20 protein-coding genes, 5 tRNA genes and 1 pseudogene are annotated in these 20,529 nt (G+C 57.9%); 8 read left to right on the top strand and 18 right to left on the bottom strand.

Going from position 1 to position 20,529, the window contains the following annotated elements; genetic code table 11:
* Window positions 1–96: 96 nt before the first annotated feature.
* The 10 genes from ASE98_RS26730 to ASE98_RS21980 form a co-directional block, all read right to left on the bottom strand.
* Window positions 97–172, bottom strand: a tRNA-OTHER gene (locus tag ASE98_RS26730).
* 54 nt (window positions 173–226) lie between these two features.
* Complete coding sequence (locus ASE98_RS22025) at window positions 227–499, bottom strand: HU family DNA-binding protein (RefSeq protein ID WP_002552737.1); 273 nt, start codon at window positions 497–499, stop codon at window positions 227–229.
* Between the two features lie 150 nt (window positions 500–649).
* On the bottom strand, window positions 650–3,046 hold the full coding sequence (gene lon / locus ASE98_RS22020; RefSeq protein WP_060543425.1) for an endopeptidase La: 2,397 nt from the start codon (window positions 3,044–3,046) through the stop codon (window positions 650–652).
* Window positions 3,047–3,285: 239 nt separating this feature from the next.
* Window positions 3,286–4,569 (bottom strand): ATP-dependent Clp protease ATP-binding subunit ClpX, encoded by a 1,284-nt coding sequence (gene clpX / locus ASE98_RS22010; RefSeq protein ID WP_060543423.1) that lies wholly within the window; start codon window positions 4,567–4,569, stop codon window positions 3,286–3,288.
* A 113-nt stretch (window positions 4,570–4,682) separates the two neighbouring features.
* A complete protein-coding gene (gene clpP / locus ASE98_RS22005) occupies window positions 4,683–5,318 on the bottom strand; it encodes an ATP-dependent Clp endopeptidase proteolytic subunit ClpP (RefSeq protein WP_060543422.1) in 636 nt (211 codons plus the stop codon).
* 92 nt (window positions 5,319–5,410) lie between these two features.
* Window positions 5,411–6,721: a trigger factor gene (gene tig, locus ASE98_RS22000; protein WP_060543421.1), complete on the bottom strand. Its 1,311-nt coding sequence runs from the start codon at window positions 6,719–6,721 to the stop codon at window positions 5,411–5,413.
* A gap of 401 nt (window positions 6,722–7,122) precedes the next feature.
* Window positions 7,123–7,198 (bottom strand) — tRNA-His (locus tag ASE98_RS21995).
* Window positions 7,199–7,276: 78 nt separating this feature from the next.
* Window positions 7,277–7,361 (bottom strand) — tRNA-Leu (locus ASE98_RS21990).
* Window positions 7,362–7,418: 57 nt separating this feature from the next.
* Window positions 7,419–7,494, bottom strand: a tRNA-His gene (locus ASE98_RS21985).
* 32 nt (window positions 7,495–7,526) lie between these two features.
* Window positions 7,527–7,603: transfer RNA gene (locus tag ASE98_RS21980), tRNA-Arg, on the bottom strand.
* A gap of 274 nt (window positions 7,604–7,877) precedes the next feature.
* On the opposite strand from ASE98_RS21980, the gene folD reads away from it, so the two are divergent.
* Together folD and pbpG are read left to right on the top strand one after the other, a co-directional pair.
* Window positions 7,878–8,732, top strand: a complete 855-nt coding sequence (folD, locus tag ASE98_RS21975) for a bifunctional methylenetetrahydrofolate dehydrogenase/methenyltetrahydrofolate cyclohydrolase FolD (protein WP_060543420.1) — start codon at window positions 7,878–7,880, stop codon at window positions 8,730–8,732.
* A 236-nt stretch (window positions 8,733–8,968) separates the two neighbouring features.
* Window positions 8,969–9,907 carry a D-alanyl-D-alanine endopeptidase gene (gene pbpG, locus ASE98_RS21970; protein ID WP_060543419.1) on the top strand — a complete coding sequence of 313 codons (939 nt, stop codon included), beginning with the start codon at window positions 8,969–8,971 and terminating at the stop codon, window positions 9,905–9,907.
* A 55-nt stretch (window positions 9,908–9,962) separates the two neighbouring features.
* Here pbpG and ASE98_RS21965 read toward each other — a convergent pair whose 3' ends face one another.
* From ASE98_RS21965 to ASE98_RS21955, 3 genes are all read right to left on the bottom strand, one after another.
* On the bottom strand, window positions 9,963–10,178 hold the full coding sequence (locus ASE98_RS21965; protein ID WP_060543418.1) for a hypothetical protein: 216 nt from the start codon (window positions 10,176–10,178) through the stop codon (window positions 9,963–9,965).
* Window positions 10,179–10,206: 28 nt separating this feature from the next.
* Window positions 10,207–10,413 carry a DUF6021 family protein gene (locus ASE98_RS21960; RefSeq protein WP_060543417.1) on the bottom strand — a complete coding sequence of 69 codons (207 nt, stop codon included), beginning with the start codon at window positions 10,411–10,413 and terminating at the stop codon, window positions 10,207–10,209.
* 93 nt (window positions 10,414–10,506) lie between these two features.
* A complete protein-coding gene (locus ASE98_RS21955; RefSeq protein WP_236707822.1) occupies window positions 10,507–11,178 on the bottom strand; it encodes a peptidase C39 family protein in 672 nt (223 codons plus the stop codon).
* A gap of 234 nt (window positions 11,179–11,412) precedes the next feature.
* On the opposite strand from ASE98_RS21955, the gene ASE98_RS26975 reads away from it, so the two are divergent.
* A complete protein-coding gene (locus tag ASE98_RS26975) occupies window positions 11,413–11,586 on the top strand; it encodes a hypothetical protein (protein ID WP_177336996.1) in 174 nt (57 codons plus the stop codon).
* Window positions 11,587–11,661: 75 nt separating this feature from the next.
* On the opposite strand, the gene ASE98_RS21950 is transcribed toward ASE98_RS26975, so the two are convergent.
* Both ASE98_RS21950 and ASE98_RS21945 read right to left on the bottom strand, forming a co-directional pair.
* The gene (locus tag ASE98_RS21950; RefSeq protein WP_060543416.1) at window positions 11,662–12,408 is read right to left on the bottom strand and encodes a TerC family protein; all 747 of its coding nucleotides are present in this window, start codon (window positions 12,406–12,408) and stop codon (window positions 11,662–11,664) included.
* Between the two features lie 25 nt (window positions 12,409–12,433).
* Window positions 12,434–12,676 carry a hypothetical protein gene (locus ASE98_RS21945; RefSeq protein WP_060543415.1) on the bottom strand — a complete coding sequence of 81 codons (243 nt, stop codon included), beginning with the start codon at window positions 12,674–12,676 and terminating at the stop codon, window positions 12,434–12,436.
* A 167-nt stretch (window positions 12,677–12,843) separates the two neighbouring features.
* Here ASE98_RS21945 and nhaR point away from each other — a divergent pair, with 167 nt between their 5' ends.
* Window positions 12,844–13,743, top strand: a complete 900-nt coding sequence (gene nhaR / locus ASE98_RS21940; RefSeq protein ID WP_060543414.1) for a transcriptional activator NhaR — start codon at window positions 12,844–12,846, stop codon at window positions 13,741–13,743.
* A gap of 3 nt (window positions 13,744–13,746) precedes the next feature.
* Here the strand turns inward: nhaR and ASE98_RS21935 are convergent, their stop codons facing one another.
* Complete coding sequence (locus ASE98_RS21935; RefSeq protein ID WP_060543413.1) at window positions 13,747–14,904, bottom strand: MFS transporter; 1,158 nt, start codon at window positions 14,902–14,904, stop codon at window positions 13,747–13,749.
* Between the two features lie 309 nt (window positions 14,905–15,213).
* Between ASE98_RS21935 and sstT the strand changes: the two genes are divergently transcribed.
* Window positions 15,214–16,446 (top strand): serine/threonine transporter SstT, encoded by a 1,233-nt coding sequence (gene sstT, locus ASE98_RS21930; RefSeq protein ID WP_060543412.1) that lies wholly within the window; start codon window positions 15,214–15,216, stop codon window positions 16,444–16,446.
* Between the two features lie 114 nt (window positions 16,447–16,560).
* Here the strand turns inward: sstT and ASE98_RS21925 are convergent, their stop codons facing one another.
* A complete protein-coding gene (locus ASE98_RS21925; protein ID WP_060543411.1) occupies window positions 16,561–17,070 on the bottom strand; it encodes a DUF1993 domain-containing protein in 510 nt (169 codons plus the stop codon).
* A gap of 138 nt (window positions 17,071–17,208) precedes the next feature.
* Between ASE98_RS21925 and ASE98_RS21920 the strand changes: the two genes are divergently transcribed.
* A complete protein-coding gene (locus ASE98_RS21920) occupies window positions 17,209–17,856 on the top strand; it encodes a YceH family protein (protein ID WP_060543410.1) in 648 nt (215 codons plus the stop codon).
* 588 nt (window positions 17,857–18,444) lie between these two features.
* Here the strand turns inward: ASE98_RS21920 and ASE98_RS21910 are convergent.
* Window positions 18,445–19,263 (bottom strand): shikimate 5-dehydrogenase, encoded by an 819-nt coding sequence (locus ASE98_RS21910; RefSeq protein ID WP_060543408.1) that lies wholly within the window; start codon window positions 19,261–19,263, stop codon window positions 18,445–18,447.
* 244 nt (window positions 19,264–19,507) lie between these two features.
* On the opposite strand from ASE98_RS21910, the gene ASE98_RS21905 reads away from it, so the two are divergent.
* Both ASE98_RS21905 and ASE98_RS26725 read left to right on the top strand, forming a co-directional pair.
* Window positions 19,508–19,885, top strand: a complete 378-nt coding sequence (locus ASE98_RS21905; protein WP_060543407.1) for a hypothetical protein — start codon at window positions 19,508–19,510, stop codon at window positions 19,883–19,885.
* A 255-nt stretch (window positions 19,886–20,140) separates the two neighbouring features.
* Window positions 20,141–20,236: pseudogene (locus ASE98_RS26725) on the top strand (ABC transporter ATP-binding protein); the annotation flags it as partial.
* Between the last annotated feature and the right edge of the window lie 293 nt (window positions 20,237–20,529).

Raw genomic sequence — 20,529 nt, 5'->3', positions numbered from 1 at the left:
CCCAGAAACGGTTGAACTTCAAAATTAGGCAACCGTGGAGCGTGGGTAGTATCCGGATAGAAGAAAGGCGCATCCGAGGATGCGCCTTCTCGTAACTGGCGGAGCGGATCGAGGCTCGAACTCGCGACCCTCGGCGTCTTGAATCGGCAACTGCCGTCCAGACTGCCGCTCCGCTGCCAGGTCAGGCATGACCCCGACCCGGATGGGCAAAAAACTGAAACGAAACTTAGTTGACAGCTTCTTTCAGTGCTTTACCGGCTTTGAAACCTGGTTTTTTGGCTGCTGCGATTTCCAGCGTCTTACCGGTCTGTGGGTTACGACCAATGCGAGCTGGACGATCGGTTACGGAGAAAGTGCCGAAACCAACCAGAACCACGGAGTCGCCAGCCTTGAGAGCGCCAGTGACGGATTCGATTACAGCGTCCAGCGCACGGCCGGCAGCAGCTTTCGGGATATCAGCGGATGCAGCGATAGCATCAATCAGTTCCGACTTGTTCACTCTAAGTCCCCTTACTATCTATTTGAGTATGATTCTAAGTTTTTTTGGTAAAAGCAAAAACCAGTGCTGAATGGCCTACAGACACTTAAGAGCCGCTTTATAACAAGGGCTCTAAAAAACTGTCAAGGAAGCCCCCCAGGCAAATACGTACTAATGCGTGCTGATTCTTTCCTTGGAATCCGAGTCGCGTTTCTCATCCTTCGCGACTATCTCCGGAGCCACATCCGGCAAGGGCTCCGGCGCGTATTGCAGCGCAATTTGCAGGACCTCGTCAATCCATTTAACCGGTTTAATCTGTAGATCCTGCTTGATATTGTCCGGAATCTCCTTCAGATCGCGCACGTTCTCTTCAGGAATGATCACCGTCTTGATTCCGCCACGATGTGCCGCGAGCAGTTTTTCTTTTAAACCGCCAATCGCCAGCACCTGGCCACGCAAGGTGATTTCACCGGTCATGGCGACATCAGCGCGTACCGGAATCCCGGTCAAGGCCGATACCAGTGCCGTGCACATGCCCACACCGGCGCTAGGACCGTCTTTGGGCGTCGCCCCTTCCGGCATGTGGATGTGGGTGTCGCGCTTCTCGTGGAAGTCCAGGGGGATCCCCAGGCTCTTCGCCCGACTGCGCACAACGGTCAGGGCTGCGGTGATCGATTCGACCATCACGTCCCCCAGGGAACCGGTCTTGATCAACTGGCCTTTGCCTGGTACGACAGCGGCTTCGATGGTCAGCAATTCGCCACCGACCTGAGTCCACGCCAGCCCGGTTACCTGACCGATCTGATCCTGCTGTTCAGCCAGGCCATAGCGGAATTTACGCACGCCGAGGAAGTGCTCGAGCATGTCTGCCGTGACCTTCACCGAGAAGCGTTTTTCCAGTGCATGCTCCTTGACGGCCTTGCGGCACACCTTGGCAATCTGGCGCTCCAGACCACGCACACCGGCTTCGCGGGTGTAGTAGCGAATGATGTCGCGGATGGCTTCGGCGTCGAATTCCAGCTCGCCTTTCTTCAGGCCGTTTGCCGTAATCTGCTTGGGCGAAAGGTATTTGACGGCGATGTTGATCTTCTCGTCTTCGGTGTAGCCCGGCAGACGAATCACTTCCATCCGGTCCAGCAACGCTGGCGGAATGTTCATGGAGTTGGAGGTGCACAGGAACATCACATCGGAGAGGTCGTAATCGACTTCCAGATAGTGGTCGTTGAAGCTGTGGTTTTGCTCCGGATCAAGTACTTCCAGCAACGCCGATGCAGGATCGCCGCGCATGTCGCTACCCATCTTGTCGATTTCATCGAGCAGGAACAGCGGGTTGCGCACACCCACTTTTGTCATCTTTTGAATCAATCTTCCTGGCATCGAACCGATGTATGTACGGCGATGACCACGAATTTCCGCTTCGTCACGCACACCGCCAAGGGCCATGCGCACGAACTTGCGGTTGGTGGCATGAGCAATCGACTCCGCCAGGGACGTTTTACCAACCCCTGGAGGGCCAACCAGGCACAGCACCGGACCACGAATCTTCTTCACGCGCTTTTGCACGGCGAGGTATTCGAGGATCCGTTCTTTGACTTCTTCAAGACCGTAGTGGTCGGCGTCCAGAATGTCTTCTGCACGCGCCAGGTCCAGGCGCACCTTGCTCTGGGCTTTCCATGGCACCTGAACCAGCCAGTCGATGTACGAACGCACCACGGTGGCTTCCGCCGACATCGGCGACATTTGCTTGAGCTTGTTCAGTTCAGCGGTAGCCTTGGCCAACGCGTCTTTTGGCAGGCCGGCGGCATCGATACGCTTTTTCAGCTCTTCGACTTCGTTGTGGCCTTCGTCGCTGTCGCCGAGCTCTTTCTGAATGGCCTTCATCTGCTCGTTCAGGTAGTACTCGCGCTGACTGCGCTCCATTTGTTTCTTGACGCGACCGCGAATGCGCTTTTCGACCTGCAGCAGATCGATCTCGCCATCCAGCAACGCCAGCACGTGCTCGACCCGGGCCGACAGATCAATGATTTCGAGGATTTCCTGCTTCTGCTCGATCTTCAGAGCCATATGCGCGGCCATGGTGTCCACCAGGCGACCTGGCTCGTCGATGCTGTTGAGCGACGACAGGACTTCAGCGGGGACTTTCTTGCCCAACTGCACATATTGCTCGAACTGCGACAGCAGGCTGCGCACGAAGACTTCGGATTCGCGCTCCGGTGCGTCGACTTCGTCGATCAGCGAGACTTCGGCGCGGCAATGGCCGTCCACTTCGCTGAAGCGCTCCACGGCGCCGCGCTGTTCGCCTTCGACCAGAACCTTGACCGTACCGTCTGGCAGTTTGAGCAGCTGCAGGACAGTGGCAATGGTACCCACGCGATATAGCGCATCTTCACCGGGATCGTCGTCCGCGGGGTTCTTTTGGGCCAGCAGAAGAATCTGCTTGTCGCCCGTCATCGCAGCTTCGAGGGCTTCGATGGATTTCTCGCGCCCCACGAACAGCGGGATAACCATGTGCGGATAAACCACGACATCACGCAATGGCAGGAGAGGCAATTCGATGGTTGTCTTCATGATTTCGCCTCTACGGCGGCCGTAAGGCCGTAAACAGATGGAATTAAGCCTGAAACCAAGATGGGGGCTTGTTTAGAAAAAAACAAGCGGATAAAAGCAGTAAAAGATCGCAGCCTGATGAAGTTTGAGAAAATGGTCGGCTGCCAGGCCGCCATCGCTGGCAGGCCAGCTCCCACAAAAGCAAAGGGGCCCGAAGGCCCCTTCTATGTAACGGCTGCTTTGAACCGACTGCGTGACGCTTAAGCGTCTGGCGCGGCCTTGGCAGCAGGCTCACTGTTTTCGTAGATATACAGTGGCTTGGACTTGCCTTCAATTACGCTTTCATCGATCACTACTTTACTCACCTCGGACTGCGAGGGGATTTCATACATAGTGTCGAGCAATACACCTTCGAGAATCGAGCGCAGGCCACGGGCACCGGTTTTACGCTCCAGGGCACGCTTGGCGACCGATTTCAGAGCGTCGGAACGGAATTCCAGATCAACGCCTTCCATCTCGAACAGCTTGGCATATTGCTTGGTCAGGGCATTTTTCGGCTCAGTGAGAATCTGCATCAACGCAGCTTCATCAAGCTCGTCCAGCGTGGCAAGCACCGGCAGACGACCGACGAATTCCGGGATCAGACCGAACTTGACCAGATCGTCAGGTTCGACTTCACGCAGGGACTCGCCCACCTTCTTGCCTTCTTCCTTGCTGCGCACTTCTGCGTTGAAACCGATGCCGCCTTTGGTGGAACGGTTTTGAATGACCTTTTCCAGACCGGAGAACGCACCACCGCAGATGAACAGGATGTTACGGGTGTCGACCTGCAGGAATTCCTGCTGTGGATGCTTGCGACCGCCTTGAGGCGGAACGGAAGCGACCGTGCCTTCGATCAACTTGAGCAGGGCCTGCTGCACGCCTTCACCGGAAACGTCCCGGGTGATGGACGGGTTGTCAGACTTGCGCGAAATCTTGTCGATTTCATCGATGTAGACAATGCCCATCTGGGCCTTTTCCACGTCGTAGTCGCACTTCTGCAGCAGCTTCTGAATGATGTTCTCGACATCCTCACCCACATAACCCGCCTCGGTGAGGGTGGTTGCGTCGGCGATGGTGAACGGAACGTTCAGCAAGCGGGCCAGTGTTTCGGCAAGCAGGGTCTTACCCGAGCCTGTCGGGCCGATCAGCAGGATGTTGCTCTTGCCGAGTTCGACGTCGTCATTCTTTTTGTCACGCTGGTTCAGGCGCTTGTAGTGGTTGTACACCGCTACGGCCAGAACCTTTTTCGCACGCTCCTGACCAATCACATACTGATCGAGGATGCCGCTGATTTCTTTGGGCGAAGGCAATTTATGCGCGTTGCTTTCGGCCTGGGCTTCCTGCACCTCCTCACGGATGATGTCATTGCACAGGTCGACGCACTCGTCGCAGATAAAGACCGAGGGGCCGGCAATCAATTTGCGTACTTCATGCTGGCTTTTGCCACAGAAGGAGCAATAGAGCAGCTTGCCGTTGTCCTCGCCGTTGCGGGTGTCAGTCATTCGTTCGATCCAAATCCGATAGGCTTGCAACACAAGATGAAGGCTATTGCGGGCTTTTTCAAGCCCGCCGCTGATCAGACGCGCCGACCAAGCCTATTTTGAGCTGCTTATTTTTAAGCTGGGCGCTGGTTGATCACTTCGTCGATCAACCCGTATTCCTTCGCAGCCTCTGCACTCATGAAGTTGTCGCGATTGGTATCGCGCTCGATTTCTTCCAGAGTGCGGCCGCTGTGCTTGGCCATCAGCGTGTTGAGACGCTCGCGAATGAAGAGGATTTCCTTGGCATGGATTTCGATATCCGACGCCTGGCCCTGGAAACCGCCCAGTGGCTGGTGAATCATCACGCGCGAGTTCGGCAGGCAGTAACGCTTGCCTTGTGCTCCGGCCGTCAGCAGGAACGCGCCCATGCTGCACGCCTGACCGATACAGGTGGTCGACACGTTTGGCTTGATGAACTGCATGGTGTCGTAGATCGACATGCCCGCTGTCACCGAACCACCCGGGGAGTTGATGTAGAGATGGATGTCCTTGTCCGGGTTTTCCGCTTCAAGGAACAGCAGTTGCGCACAGATCAGGTTGGCCATGTAGTCCTCTACAGGGCCCACCAGAAAGATCACTCGCTCCTTGAGCAGGCGCGAATAGATGTCGTAGGCGCGCTCGCCACGAGCGGACTGCTCGACAACCATCGGGACCAGGCCGCCTGCGGCCTGGATATCAGAGTTCTGCTGAATATAGGAATTACGGAACATGCTCTGCAGTCACTCCCAAATAGTTATGTCTTGAATACGCATAAGCCAGCTCGAGAGCTGGCTTATGGTGTGTGCTTCTAACGCAAAATCAATCAGTCGGCTTGTGGAGCTTCTACCGGCTTGACCGCTTCTTCGTAAGAGACCGATTTGTCGGTCACGCTAGCTTTCTGCAGAACAGTATCCACAACTTGCTCTTCCAGCACAACCGAACGGACTTCGTTCAGTTGCTGGTCGTTTTTGTAATACCAGGATACAACTTGCTCAGGCTCCTGGTAGGCCGAAGCCATTTCCTGAATCATCTCGCGAACGCGGGCTTCGTCTGGCTTGAGGTCGAATTGCTTGACCACTTCAGCCACGATCAGACCCAGCACCACGCGGCGCTTGGCTTGTTCTTCGAACAGCTCGGCCGGCAGTTGGTCAGGCTTGATGTTGCCACCGAACTGCTGAACAGCCTGCACACGCAGACGGTCAACTTCGTTGGACAGCAGAGCCTTTGGTACTTCGATCGGGTTGGTGGCCAGCAGACCGTCCATTACCTGATTCTTGACCTTGGATTTGATCGCCTGACGCAGTTCGCGCTCCATGTTCTTGCGAACTTCGGTGCGGAAGCCTTCCAGGCCGGTTTCCTTGATGCCGAATTGAGCGAAGAATTCTTCGGTCAGTTCTGGCAGTTTTGGCTCGGAAACAGTGTTCACGGTAACGGTGAACTCAGCGGTTTTGCCAGCCAGGTCGAGGTTCTGGTAGTCCTCTGGGAAGGTCAGGTTCAGAACGCGCTCTTCGCCGGCTTTAGCGCCAACCAGACCGTCTTCGAAGCCAGGGATCATACGGCCGGAACCCAGAACCAGCTGAGTACCCTTGGCGGAACCACCAGCGAACACTTCACCGTCGACCTTGCCGACGAAATCGATGTTCAGCTGGTCTTCGTTCTGGGCAGCGCGATCGGCCACTTCGAAACGAGTGTTCTGCTTGCGCAGGATTTCCAGCATCTTGTCCAGATCGGCATCGGTCACGTCAGCGCTCAGGCGCTCTACGGTGATACCGTCGAAACCGGCAACGGTGAACTCAGGGAACACTTCGAAAACTGCGACGTATTCCAGATCCTTGCCAGCTTCCAGGGATTTAGGCTCGATCGAAGGCGAACCGGCCGGGTTCAGCTTCTGCTCAACCACAGCTTCATAGAAGGAAGACTGGATCACGTCGCCTACAGCTTCCTGGCGAGCATCAGCACCAAAGCGGCGCTTGATTTCGCTCATTGGCACTTTGCCTGGACGGAAGCCAGCAATCTTGGCCTTTTGGGCGGTCTGCTGCAGACGCTTGTTGACCTGGCTCTCGATGCGCTCAGCCGGCACGGTGACGCTCATGCGGCGCTCAAGAGCAGTAGTATTTTCAACAGAAACTTGCATGGATATTCCTCGTTGCACAGACGTTAGCCGGCCGTTTCCGACCCCAGAATCAAGGGCATGCATTCTAGTGGGTCAAACTCAAGAAGTCACCCTACTGAAAACGGGTAAAAACGCAGCAGGCAATTTATAGGTGCGAATGCACGAATGCACCCCGCTCCCGTGACGAATACAGCCAAAGACGCCAAGGCTCTGCGCCAACCCTTCCTTATATAGAAGCGTTGCCAATCATTTCCCTGACAGCCAGCCCTGCGTGCAAGACCGGCGGGCAGCGCGGCATCATCGAGAAACACAAATACGACGAAACGCCCCACCCTGCGACCCGGAACCCGCGGTCGCCGAAACTCGGACCACCAAAACAAAAAAAGGCGCCAGACTGTTAAATCTGGCGCCTTTTCGAAATATGGGGTGGACGATGGGGATCGAACCCACGACAACGGGAGTCACAATCCCGTGCTCTACCAACTGAGCTACGCCCACCATATTGCGTGACAAAGAAGCCAAACAACTTCTCTGTTGAACCCCAATCCTGTCGCTCGACATGAATGAAGCTTTATTTGGTGCGGATGAAGAGACTCGAACTCTTACGCCTCGCGGCGCTGGAACCTAAATCCAGTGTGTCTACCAATTCCACCACATCCGCGGAGTGAAGCTTTTAAAGCAAAGGCGCCAGACTGTTAATCTGGCGCCTTTCGAAATATGGGGTGGACGATGGGGATCGAACCCACGACAACGGGAGTCACAATCCCGTGCTCTACCAACTGAGCTACGCCCACCATATCGCGCTACTTGTGCCAATGCTGCCTAATGGCGCACCCGGCAGGACTCGAACCTGCGACCATCCGCTTAGAAGGCGGATGCTCTATCCAGCTGAGCTACGGGCGCCTTGTTAGCTGTACCCTTGAAGGACTACAAACTAAGTGCTTTTCAGTTTTGCAGAACCTTGATTCCGCTCAACCTTCTCAACCAGTGCTAGGCTGTGCCCGACAAGTGCGACGAATAGTATAGAGCCCCCCAAAGGCCGTCAAACCTTTTTTAAAAAAAATTCATTTAATTAAAGGGCTTAGGGGAATTTGCAGACCAAGCGCCTTTGCCCTCACCGCATGACATGCGAGAATGCGTTCTCTTTTTTTCCCCTCTCGATGGTTAATCACGCGCAATGACTGCACAACTAATCGACGGCAAATCGATCGCCGCCAGCCTGCGCCAGCAGATCGCCCAACGGGTCAACGAGCGTCGCCAGCAGGGCCTGCGCACGCCTGGCCTTGCGGTGATCCTGGTCGGCAGCGATCCCGCCTCTCAGGTTTATGTCTCGCACAAGCGTAAAGACTGTGAAGAGGTCGGCTTTCTTTCCCAAGCCTATGACCTGCCTTCCGAAACCACTCAGCAAGCGCTCACCGATCTGATTGATCGCCTGAACGACGACCCGGCAATCGACGGCGTCCTGCTTCAGCTTCCGCTGCCTGAACACCTGGACGCATCGAAACTGCTGGAGCGCATTCGTCCAGACAAGGACGTCGACGGTTTCCATCCTTATAACGTCGGTCGCCTGGCCCAGCGCATTCCCCTTCTGCGTCCATGCACCCCTAAAGGCATCATGACCCTGCTGGAAAGCACCGGTGCCGATCTGTACGGCATGAATGCCGTGGTGGTCGGGGCTTCCAACATTGTTGGCCGCCCGATGGCCATGGAACTGTTGCTGGCCGGATGCACCGTGACCGTCACTCACCGCTTCACCAAGGATCTGGCCGGTCACGTCGGCCGTGCCGATCTGGTGGTGGTCGCCGCCGGTAAACCGGGCCTGGTCAAGGGTGAATGGATCAAGGAAGGCGCGATCGTGATCGACGTTGGCATCAACCGCCAGGAAGACGGCAAGCTGGTTGGTGACGTGATTTACGAAACCGCCCTGCCCCGCGCTGGCTGGATCACTCCGGTACCAGGCGGTGTCGGCCCGATGACCCGCGCCTGCCTGCTGGAAAACACGCTGTACGCAGCGGAAACCCTGCACAGCTGAGTCCCGGCGCGTCGATAACCAGCGGTTCAAGGAACCCCGCCAATGGCGGGGTTCTTTTTGTCTGCAACAAAAGCGCGACCATCCGCCGGAAAATGACTTTTTTTTCATGTTTTACAGGACTTTCGCCTGCTGCTTGAACAACCATCGACAGTTATTCAGCCATACTCCAGAATGTCGCGCTTTTTACGAAATAGCCCGTTACAAACGGCTTATCAACACTTTATGAGTCTGCCAGCGTGAAAATTCGTCTTTCTATCCTGAGCCTATTTTTTGCAGTCGCAGGGACTTTAATCGCGCCGACCGCCAACGCTGGCGAAACCACAGCGGCGCCTCGAGATACGACACGACTCAAGCTCGCCTCCGGCAGTACGCTGCTGATGGATATGCAGACCAACAAAGTCATTTACGCCAACAATCCGGACGTTGTGGTACCGATCGCGTCCGTCAGCAAGCTGATGACTGGCCTGGTGGTGGTTGAAGCTCGCCAGAACATGGACGAATACATCAGCATAAACATCCGCGACACCCCGGAAATGAAAGGCGTGTATTCGCGGGTCAAGCTCAACAGTGAGATGCCGCGCCGGGAAATGCTGCTGATTGCGCTGATGTCTTCGGAAAACCGTGCCGCCGCGAGCCTGGCTCACCACTACCCGGGTGGTTACGCGGCGTTCATTGCCGCGATGAACGCCAAAGCCAGGGCACTGGGCATGACCAGCACCCACTTCGTCGAGCCGACCGGCCTGTCGCCACGCAACGTGTCCACCGCCCGCGACCTGAGCAAACTGCTGGTCGCCGCTCATAAGCACCCGATGCTGACCGAGCTCAGTACCACCAAGGAAAAAACCGTGTCGTTTCGCAAACCCAACTACAGCCTGGGTTTTCGCAATACCGACCATTTGGTCCGCAAGCCGGACTGGAACATCGAACTGACCAAGACCGGCTTTACCAATCCGGCCGGTCATTGCCTGGTACTGGTCACGCACATGGCTAACCGTCCGGTTGCCCTGGTCATTCTCGATGCCTATGGCAAGTACACGCACTTTGCCGACGCCACACGCATTCGTGACTGGGTTGAAAGCGGTCGCAGCGCGGATGTGCCTTCGGTGGCTTTGCAGTACAAGTCGGACAAGAACCTCAAGCAACGCCAAACCGGCGTTATTGAAGCGTCGAAGTAAAACCGCTATTCCAGTAAACAAAAAGCCCCGAACATTCGGGGCTTTTTCATTTCACTCAGTCATTGGGCAACGGCATCTGATCATCATCCGGGATGCCATCGCCGGCGCTCGGATCGTGCCGACCGTTGGGCCGTTCGGTTGGTGCTACAACAGGACGCGCCAGCGGATCGCGCATCGGACTGTCCGGATCCATCACCGGGTCCACGTCCTGTTCCGGCGTGGTGGGGACGGTTTCCGGACGTTTGTCGTCGAAACTCGAATCGGTAGTCATGCACACCTCCATTGAACCTGGTTTGAACCTAAGGTTTGAGATCACCCAGCGGATCGTAAGGCTTGGCGGGCGCCTTGGAATTGTCGTCCGGCTTCACGTCCCGGGGCGCCTTGGCCGGCCCCGTGGGATCGACCTGAGGGTCGCTGACGTCCGGAGAGTCGGGATCAAACCCCAGGTCATCACCGGAGGAATGCTCGGATGAGTGCGGGCCGTCGGGCGTATTGGAATGAGCCATGGGCGCCTCCTGAATCACGGCCCGAAAAATTTCGGGCCCGTACAGATAAGAGGCTGAAAACTACCAGCGGTGCCCGGTGGGTGACGAACGGAGTCAACGGGCAGCGAGCGCCTTTTTCGCTTTGGCGGCCGCCTGTTCCTGCCCGGCCTGAGCCAGATCCTGCGCAGCCTTCAGCCAGCGCTGCTGATCGACCTGAGCCGGAATCTGTGTCGGGTTCTGGATCAACACCGCCCAGCCTCCTGCATCTTTGAACGACGACTCGAAGGCGCTGAAGCTCATCAGCTCGTGGCGATTCATCCCGGCGCGCAGCAGGACAGTCTGTTTCTGGCGGTTGTAACCGGAGAGAATGGCATAACGCGGTTCAGCCCACAGCGCCGAGCCCTCGGTGAAACGAACCATCACCGGATACCCTGCCGCCACCTGGGTCAGCAGGGCCGGCAGTGTGCTGTCGAGGGGATAGACAACCATGCCGTACTCGCGGGCAAGGTTTTGCATGTTCTGTTGCAACTGCGCTTCACCTCCCGGCAAATGCAGGGGTTTGTCGAGCAGACCTGGCGTGATCACGATCCCTTGCTGGGACAACAGGCTGGCCAGCACCTGCGGCCCGCTTTGATAGGCCTCGCCACGGTAGAACCGACCACTGAGCTCGACACGCTCCGGCAGACGCTTGATCTCGGGCGCAACACTGCCGGCGCACCCGGCGAGGCTCGCGATGCAGCCGGCAATCAGTGCCGTCGAAACAACTCGTGAAAACACCCTTGCCATCATCACTCCCTTGTTCAGGTTCCAGGCAAACACAGGCCCGGCTTGACCGCGATCATAGGGTGCCACGCCCCGGCGGTATAGCCTCAAGCACCAGTTAAGTGAATTCGATAGAGCGAACTGGTTGATCACAGTCGACCTTCGGTCAATAGCCTGAAATACAGCAAGGACTAGACTGTCATCTGAAGAGAGCGATAAGCGAAGAGTACGCTGCCGCGGGGCAAAGAGGAGGCACTGATGAGCCTGGTGATGATCATTGCAATGTTGGTTTGCGGCTGGTTGGCCGTGGCCGCCGCCATGTTGTGGGGCGTGCTGCGCATTGCCCGTCGGCACCACCATCATCCCCCTGCTCAACCGGCGCCTCTGGTGAAAACCGAAGAGTCGTCCGCCCGACATGCCAACGCCCACTGAGCAAAACTCCCCTGTAAACCAAAACGGCCGCCTGCACTCCATGGAGTTCAGGCGGCCGTTTCTGTTCGGTGAGGATCAAGCCTGGGCGGTAAGCCGCTTCTGCCTGTTTCTGCGCATCATGTTCAACACTTCGATCGCCGCCGAGAATGTCATCGCCGCATACACATAACCTTTCGGTACATGGGCGCCGAAGCCTTCGGCAATCAGGGTCATGCCGATCATGATCAAAAAGCCCAGGGCCAGCATCACCACCGTCGGGTTTTCGTTGATGAACTTGGCCAGGGGATCAGCCGCCAGCAACATCACCAGTACCGACACCACCACCGCGATGATCATGATAGGCAAGTGCTCGGTCATGCCGACAGCGGTGATAATGCTGTCGATGGAGAACACCATGTCCAGCAGCAGGATCTGCCCGATCGCTGCGGCAAAACCCAGGGTCACGGTCGAAGTGGCCGATTTCGGATCTTCCGGTGCCGGGTCCATGCTGTGATGGATTTCAGTGGTCGCCTTCCACAACAGGAACAGACCACCGGCGATCAGGATCATGTCCTTCCAGGAAAACGCGTGGCCGAGAATTTCGATCACCGGCGCAGTCAACTGAACAATGAAAGCGATGGTGCTAAGCAGGCCCAAACGCAGGATCAGCGCCATGCCGATACCGATGCGCCGTGCCTTCTGCCGATTCTGCAGGGGCAGTTTGTTGGTCAGGATCGAGATAAAGATCAGGTTATCGATCCCGAGGACGATCTCCATCACTACCAGGGTGGCCAGGGCGACCCAGGCAGTAGGGCTTGCAGCAAGTTCTAAAAGGTATTCCATGGGTCAGTCCTGACTCGTTAAACGTTTAGATTTCCTGGGATGTGGATTCAGCTTGTTGCGCATCTTTTTCCGCTGGCTCTTTCTTGGTGATCAAGCCGCCAGTGGCATCGCTGAGCGCTTGTTCGGCGGCCTTGTGGGTGTCGTCGATCGCCTGTTTGGCGCTTTCGGCAGCCTTGCCCATCAACTGTTGAGCGCTTTTCTCGGCCTGGTCGCAACCGGCCAGTAGCAGTAAAGACGTAAACAACAGCGCCGTGGTTTTAAGCTTCATGATGCTTTCCTCGATAGAACGAACAGGCCCAACCGATGGCCCGTTGATAGCGAAGCATTCTAGGGGGAGTGATACTTCAGGAAAATTCGTATTTTTACCGAGTATACTTCGGTTTTTACGAACACTTTTCAAATGACATGCTGGGCTTTTAAAACGCGGGGATATGTATGTTGAATTACCGGCAGTTGCACTATTTCTGGGTCGTGGCCAAAACCGGCAGCATTGTCCGCGCCTGCGAGCAACTGAACCTGACCCCGCAAACCATCAGCGGGCAGATTTCGCTGCTGGAGCAGACCTATGGCATCGAGCTGTTTCGCCGGGTCGGCCGGCAGCTTGAACTGACGGAAGCCGGGCGCCAGACCCTGCCCTACGCCGAGCAAATGTTTCAACTGGGTGGCGAGCTGGAGCTGATGTTGCGGGCTCAACCCAATGAACAGCAGATTCTGTTCCGTGTCGGCGTGGCCGACGTGGTGCCCAAGTCCATCGTCTATCGCCTGATCGCGCCGACCATGGAGCTGAGCGAGCCGCTGCGCATCACCTGCCGCGAAGACAAACTGGAGCGTCTGCTCGCCGACCTGGCAATCCAGCGCCTGGACCTGGTGATTTCCGACAGCCCGATGCCGTCCCACCTGGATATCAAAGGCTACAGCCAGAAACTCGGCGAATGCGGGATCAGCTTCTTTGCCACCGCGCAACTGGCAGCACGCTACGGCGAGGATTTCCCGCGCAATCTGCACGGCGCGCCCTTACTGATTCCCGGCCCGGAAACCGTGGTGCGCAACCGCTTGCAGCGCTGGTTCGCCGATCAGCAGATCCAGCCGCAGATCGTCGGCGAGTTCGACGACAGCGCGTTAATGCAGGCCTTCGGGCAGTCCGGCAGCGGAATCTTCATCGGGCCGAGCGTGATTGCCGATGAAGTGAAACGCCAGTGTGGCGTCGAGGTGATCGGCCAGACCGACGCGGTGAGCGAGTCGTTCTACGCCATTTCGGTGGAGCGCAAGGTCAAGCACCCGGGTATTGTCGCCATTACCGAAGGTGCCCGACGCGAACTGTTTACCGCAATATGACGCTTAGGCGCAGACCTCACGGGGTTTGAAGGTCATCAGCGCCATTGCCAGCAGAATCGAGGCCAGGATGAATCCGGCAGCCGCGAAGCCCAGTCCTTGCAGGCCGACGCTGTCGATCACCCGACCGCCGATCATCGCGCCCAGGCCAATGCCGAGGTTGGCCCCGGCAATGTTCAGCGAAGCGGCAAACGCCGGTGCCTCGGGCGCAGCTTTCATCAGGCGCACATGGCTGACCAGGAACAACGCGGCCTGGGTCACGCCCCAGATACCCATGGCTGCGGCCAGTCCGAGGGGCGAATGAATGTTCGGCACCAGTGTCACCAGGCCGGCAATCATGAATGCACAGAACATCATCGAAGCTATCAGCGGATGGCGATCCACCGCGCGCCCGCCCAGGGAGTTGCCGATCAACCCCACCGCACCGAAGCCCATCAGGCACCAGCCGACCAGGGTACCGTTAAAGCCGGCCAGACGCTCGAGGATGTCAGCCAGGTAGGTGTAAGCGGTGAACATGCCGCTGAACACCACCACCGACAGCAATACATGACCCTGCATCAAAGGACTGCGCAGGATCTTGAACTGCGAAATGAAGCTGACCTGATGCTGATGCAGGCTGGTTTTCGGCAGGTAGATAAACAGCAGTAACGCCTTGGCAAACGCGATGAGTGCCAACAGGCCGAAAGCGCTTCGCCAGCCGAACGCATCGGAGATCAGTGTGCCCACCGGAATGCCGAACACCGTGGCACAGACGATGCCGAAGCCGATTTTGGCGATGGCGCGCCCGGCGTAGTCCGGCCCGACAATGTCCACCGCCGTTTCACTGGCCAGCGCCCAGAACACTGGCAGCCCCAGCGCAGGAACCAACCGGGCGAACGCCATTACCCAGATATTCGGCGCCAGCGCGGCCAGGGTATTGGCCAGGCCGAACAGGATCAGCACCGAAATGAACAGCTTGCGCCGCTCGAAACGGGCGAAATACGCGGTGAGGAACGGGCCGAACGCGGCAACGGTGAAGGCAAACAGGGTCACCAGCAGACCGGCCTGCGGGATGCTGACATCCAGGTCCCGGGCGACGGCCGGCAACAGGCCGACAATGATGAATTCCGTGGTCAGCACCGTGAAACCGGCGGCGGACAACAGAAGGATGGGCAACAACCGCATGCAAAACTCCAGAAAACAACAACAGCAGTGATAGCCCGAAGGCCCACTGGCAGACATGAAAATGAGGATGGCGAAGCTTAACAGAGTGACCGCAAAGGCGGTTGCACGAACCTGCAAAAAGCGCTGATGCCTGAGCGGCACTTCGTCACAGGCCTGAAGGATCGGTCCTACGCTGTGATAAAATCCGCGCCCTGAAAAACGTACACCCTGTATTCCACCTCTCGGTTTCCCGCCCGCGGCCTGCCCTTTTTGTGCTGCAAACCTGCGAAAACCCTGCATTTTAAAAAAAACATCAGAGATGCCGTTTTTATGAGCGCTTCATCCTCCTCGCTATTGCAACGCCTGAAACGCACCAGCCTGGTCACGCAAATCGTTATCGGCCTGATCGCCGGTATTGCCCTGGCCCTGTTTGCGCCTGAGATAGCCAAATCCAGTGCATTCATCGGCAAGGTCTTCGTCTCCGCCCTGAAAGCAGTCGCACCGATCCTCGTATTTGTGCTGGTCATGGCCTCGATCGCCAACCACAAGCACGGCCAGGAAACCCATATCCGCCCGATCCTGTTCCTGTATCTGCTGGGTACCTTCGCTGCGGCCGTGGTAGCAGTGGTTGCCAGCATGATGTTCCCGTCGAGCCTGGCGCTTTCCACCCACGACGTCGCGGTGACAGCGCCGGGCGGTATCGGCGAAGTCCTGCAAAGCCTGCTGTTGAGCGTTGTGGATAACCCGGTCAGTGCACTGATGAACGCCAACTTCATCGGCATCCTCGCCTGGGCAATCGGCATGGGCATTGCCATTCGCCACGCCGGCGACACCACCCGTGAGGTGCTGGGTGATCTGTCCAACGGCGTGACCCTGATCGTTCGCCTGGTGATTCGCTTCGCCCCACTGGGCATCTTCGGCCTGGTGGCCTCGACCCTGGCCACCTCGGGCTTCGGCGCGTTGATCGGTTACGCGCACCTGCTGGCAGTACTGCTGGGCTGCATGCTGTTCGTGGCGCTGGTGATGAACCCGGCCATCGTGTTCTGGAAGCTGCGTCGCAACCCTTATCCGCTGGTGCTGACCTGCCTGCGCGAGAGTGGCATCACCGCGTTCTTCACCCGCAGTTCGGCCGCGAACATTCCGGTCAACCTGGAGTTGAGCAAGCGTCTGGGCCTGCACGAAGACACCTACTCGGTATCGATCCCGCTGGGCGCGACCATCAACATGGCTGGCGCTGCAATCACCATCACCGTGCTGACCCTCGCGGCCGTGCACACTCTGGGCATTGCCGTGGATATTCCGACGGCCATTCTGCTTAGCGTCGTTGCGGCGATCTGCGCCTGCGGCGCGTCGGGCGTGGCGGGTGGTTCGTTGTTGCTGATTCCGCTGGCGTGCAGCCTGTTCGGCATTCCGAGCGAGATCGCCATGCAGGTGGTGGCGGTTGGTTTCATTATTGGTGTGTTGCAGGACTCGGCGGAGACGGCGTTGAACTCGTCCACCGATGTGCTGTTCACCGCGGCGGCTTGCCTGGGTGAAGAAGAGAAAGCCGAACGCCTGGCCTGATCCAAAATCCCTTGTGGGAGCGAGCAGGCTCCCACAGGGTCCGCCGTTTAGAAGACTATTATGAAAAAACCCCCGCAACCTCAGGCTGCGGGGGCTTTTTTGCGTCTGGACGGTTTAGATCGCGCCCATGTAATCGCGCTTGCCCACTTCCACACCGTTATGACGCAGCAGTGCGTAAGTGGTGGTGACGTGGAAGAAGAACTGCGGCAGGCCGTAGGTCAGCAGGTAGGACTGGCCAGAGAAGCGCTTCTCTTTCGGGGTACCCGGACGGGTCACGATTTCGATGCCTTCCTTGCCGTTGATCTGCTCCGGCGTGAACTCGCCGATGAAGGCCAGGACCTTGGCGATCAGCGCTTGCAGCTCGGCGAAGGTGGTTTCAGTGTCGTCGTACTTCGGTAGCTCGACTTCGGCCAGGCGCGCGGAAACACCCTTGGCGAAATCAACGGCGATCTGCACCTGACGCACCAGCGGGAACATGTCCGGGTATAGGCGAGCCTGCAGGAAAGCGTTCGGGTCGATGTTCTTGGCGGTGGCGTGGGCTTCGGCTTTTTTCAGCACGTCACTGAGGGCGTTCAGCATTTGCTTGAAAACAGGGACGGAAGCGTCGTACAGGGAAATGGTCATGGCAGTCTCGTGAAGTGGCAGGTGGGAAACGTGGACCGATTATAGCCATGCCCGCCCCTCCTGCGGCTTGTCTTTTATCCAGCAAGGATTAGGCTAGGCGGCTTCGACGGCATGCTTCAACGGCATAGGGAAAGCGCGATGAGCACAGAACAAGAACAGACCTTCGACGAGCCGCGGCTCAACAGCACGGAAATCCGCATTCTCGGCTCGTTGATCGAGAAGCAGGCCACCAGTCCGGAAACCTATCCGCTGACCCTCAATGCCCTGGTGATCGCCTGCAACCAGAAAACCAGTCGCGAACCAGTGATGAACCTGACCCAGGGCCAGGTCGGCCAGAGCCTGCGCGCCCTCGAAGGCCGTGGTTTCACCCGGCTGGTAATGGGTAGCCGCGCCGATCGCTGGGAACACAAGGTCGACAAGGCACTGGAACTGGTGCCGGCTCAGGTGATACTGACGGGGCTGTTGTTCCTGCGCGGCCCGCAGACGGTCAACGAACTGCTCACACGCAGTGGTCGCATGCATGAGTTCGAAGACACTGAACAGGTTGTGCATCAGCTGGAGCGCTTGATCGCTCGTGGTCTGGCGCTGTTGATCCCGCGTCAGGCCGGTCAGCGTGAAGACCGCTACATGCACGCACTGGGCGATCCGGCGGATATCGAGGCGATTCTTGCAGCGCGGCAGAACCCGGTAGAACGTGGCGGTGGCAGCGGTGTTTCGGTTGAACGGATCGAAGAGCTTGAGGCGCGGATTGCGGCGCTCGAGGAGCGTCTGTCGCGGCTTGAATAAAGCGACCTGGCCGAGGCATTGGTGCTGGCTGTACCGGCGCCATCGCTGGCAAGCCAGCTTGTAAGAGCGAGCATGCTCGCGAAGAACCTGAGAACGCCGGGGGTGTCAGGCTTCCCGCGTCAGCGTTCACGACCATCGCGAGCATGCTCGCTCCTACAGTTTGATCTTCTGCGAATGCGAGGCCTGTGGCCGCCACAGATCCCTTGTAGGAGCGAGCATGCTCGCGAAAAACCTGAGARCGCCGGGGGGTGTCAGGCTTCCCGCGTCAGCGTTSACGACCATCGCGAGCATGCTCGCTCCTACAGTTTGATCTTCTGCGAATGCGAGGCCTGTGTCCGCCACAGATCCCTTGTAGGAGCGAGCATGCTCGCGAAAAACCTGAGAGCGCCGGGGGGGGGGCAGGCTTCCCGCGTCAGCGTTGACGACCATCGCGAGCATGCTCGCTCCTACAGAATGGGAGGAGTGTAACCGCCATAGAATCCTCCCACAGCTGACTTGGCTGGATCACAGATGTGCAATCCAGCCCGGAACTTGTGGGAGCGGGCTTGCCCGCGATGGCGTCGGCACGCTCAATAAGCCGCCAAGCCCTCAACCACGGGCAAACGCCACGGCTTTTTGGAACTGTTCGTCTGTCGGCCGCACGCCGGTGTAGAGCACAAACTGCTCAAGCGCCTGGATCGCGATCACTTCCAGCCCGGTGATCACCCGCTTGCCTGCGGCGCGAGCCTGCACGATCAGCGGTGTTTCCGAGGGGATCGCCACCACATCAAAGACAGTCTCGGCATGTGCGATTACGTCAGCCTCGAACGCCAACTGGCCGGCTTCCGGTCCGCCGTCCATGCCTACCGGGGTCACGTTGATCAGCATCTGCGGACGCTGCTCACCCAACTCGGCTTGCCACCGATACCCCAACGAGTCTGCCAGCGCCCGCCCGGCACCCTCGTTACGGGCCACGATCAGACCATTGCTGTAGCCGCCATCACGCAAGGCACTGGCCACCGCCTTGGCCATGCCACCACTGCCGCGCAGGGCAAAGGTCGAATCCTTGGGTACTTCATGGGTTTGCAGCAACTGCGCAACGGCGATGTAGTCAGTGTTGTAGGCCTTGAGATGGCCATCGGTATTGACGATGGTGTTGATCGACTGAATCGCCGCAGCCGATGCATCCAGCTCATCGACCAGGGCGATGCTGGCTTCCTTGAACGGCATCGACACGCCGCAGCCACGAATACGCAGGGCGCGGATACCGGCGACAGCACCCGGCAGGTCGTGGCTGGCGAACGCTTTGTAATAGAAGTTCAGGCCCAACTGCTCATACAGATGATTGTGGAAACGCAGGCCAAAGTTCCCGGGGCGTGCCGACAGGGACATGCACAGCTGGGTGTCTTTGTTGGGGTTCATCTGCATGCAAAGCTCCTTCAAAAGCACTTTCGGATGGACGGGATTAGCCAGCCCATCGAGTTCTGTTCGATGATATTGACCTGCCTGTGCGAACCGGCACACACCGGTCAGAAAGTCGATCCAGACCTTACACAAAATTTACCCAATGGCTGTGCTGAATTTCGAAAAAAAGCTGTCTTAGTAGTATCCCCGCGACATTCCTTGGGTCTGTTGCAGACACAAGCGCCGGGTCGCAGATCGAGGAACCATCATGATCAGTCGAATCCCCACTGTAGCCTTGCTGATCGGCGCACTCGCCGTCGCAGGACAGGCGCAAGCCCATGGCGGCGGTAATGATGCGGCGGTGTTCGGAGCGATCGTCGGTACTGCCATCGTTGGCTCAGCCCTGATCAACGCCAACCGGCCGGTCTATGTGGCGCCGCAGCCGGTCTACGCCCCACCGCCACAGGTCTACTACCAGCCTCCCCCACCGGTTTATTACCAGCCGGCACCGGTCTACGTGCAACAACCGGTCTACTACGCTCCGCCGCCAATATATTACGGGCCACCCCGTGGTTATTACGGACCACCCAGAGGTTATTACGGCCCGCCCCGTGGTTACTATCGCGCCCATTACGGTCGCTGGTAACGCATCATCAAGCCCCGTGTTGAGAGCGTAATGCTGTTCACTTAAGCATGGTGTTGTTAAGAACTGGATTGGGGGGATATCCATTGCTGCGGTAACGGCCACCTATGGTTTCGCTCTTACAGCGAGTCACTTTTTGAAGAGCCCAAAAGTAACCAAAAGGCTCTTGCCCCACCACTCGGTGCCTCGCTGTGGCTCGGCATGCCCTCTCTCCAGCATTGCTCCGTGGGTCGCCGCGACGTGGAGTTTTTGCGGCCCCTGCTCGGCGGCGTGCAAAAGCCGGATCGCGGCAGTATTCGCCTGCTCGACCACGAACTGAGCGAAATGTCCGCTGGTGCCCGCGATCACTTTCAGCATTGCTCCGTGGGTCGCCGCGATGGGCCATCCCTGGCCCAGCGCGGCTAAACCGGCGTCCTGCCGGTTTCCCCACTGCGCAATGCCTGCGTTCAGCCATCGTGGTTTAACGGGGCGCCCAAATCTAAAGCCAAAGCGAGGCGGCCTGACAGCCGACCTGAATTCTAGTGAGCACGTTCCCCAAGGAGCGAGCTTGCTCCCACAATTGGATCGTAGACAGGTCCCTTAATCAGGTCGGCTRTCAGGCCGCCTCGCTTTGGCTTTGGCTTTTGATTTTCTTGCCCCCTCGAGAG

Source organism: Pseudomonas sp. Leaf48 (genome assembly GCF_001421885.1).
Taxonomy (GTDB): domain Bacteria; phylum Pseudomonadota; class Gammaproteobacteria; order Pseudomonadales; family Pseudomonadaceae; genus Aquipseudomonas.
Note: the sequence above shows the minus strand (reverse complement) of the source record. Positions and strands in the feature narration are given on the sequence as shown.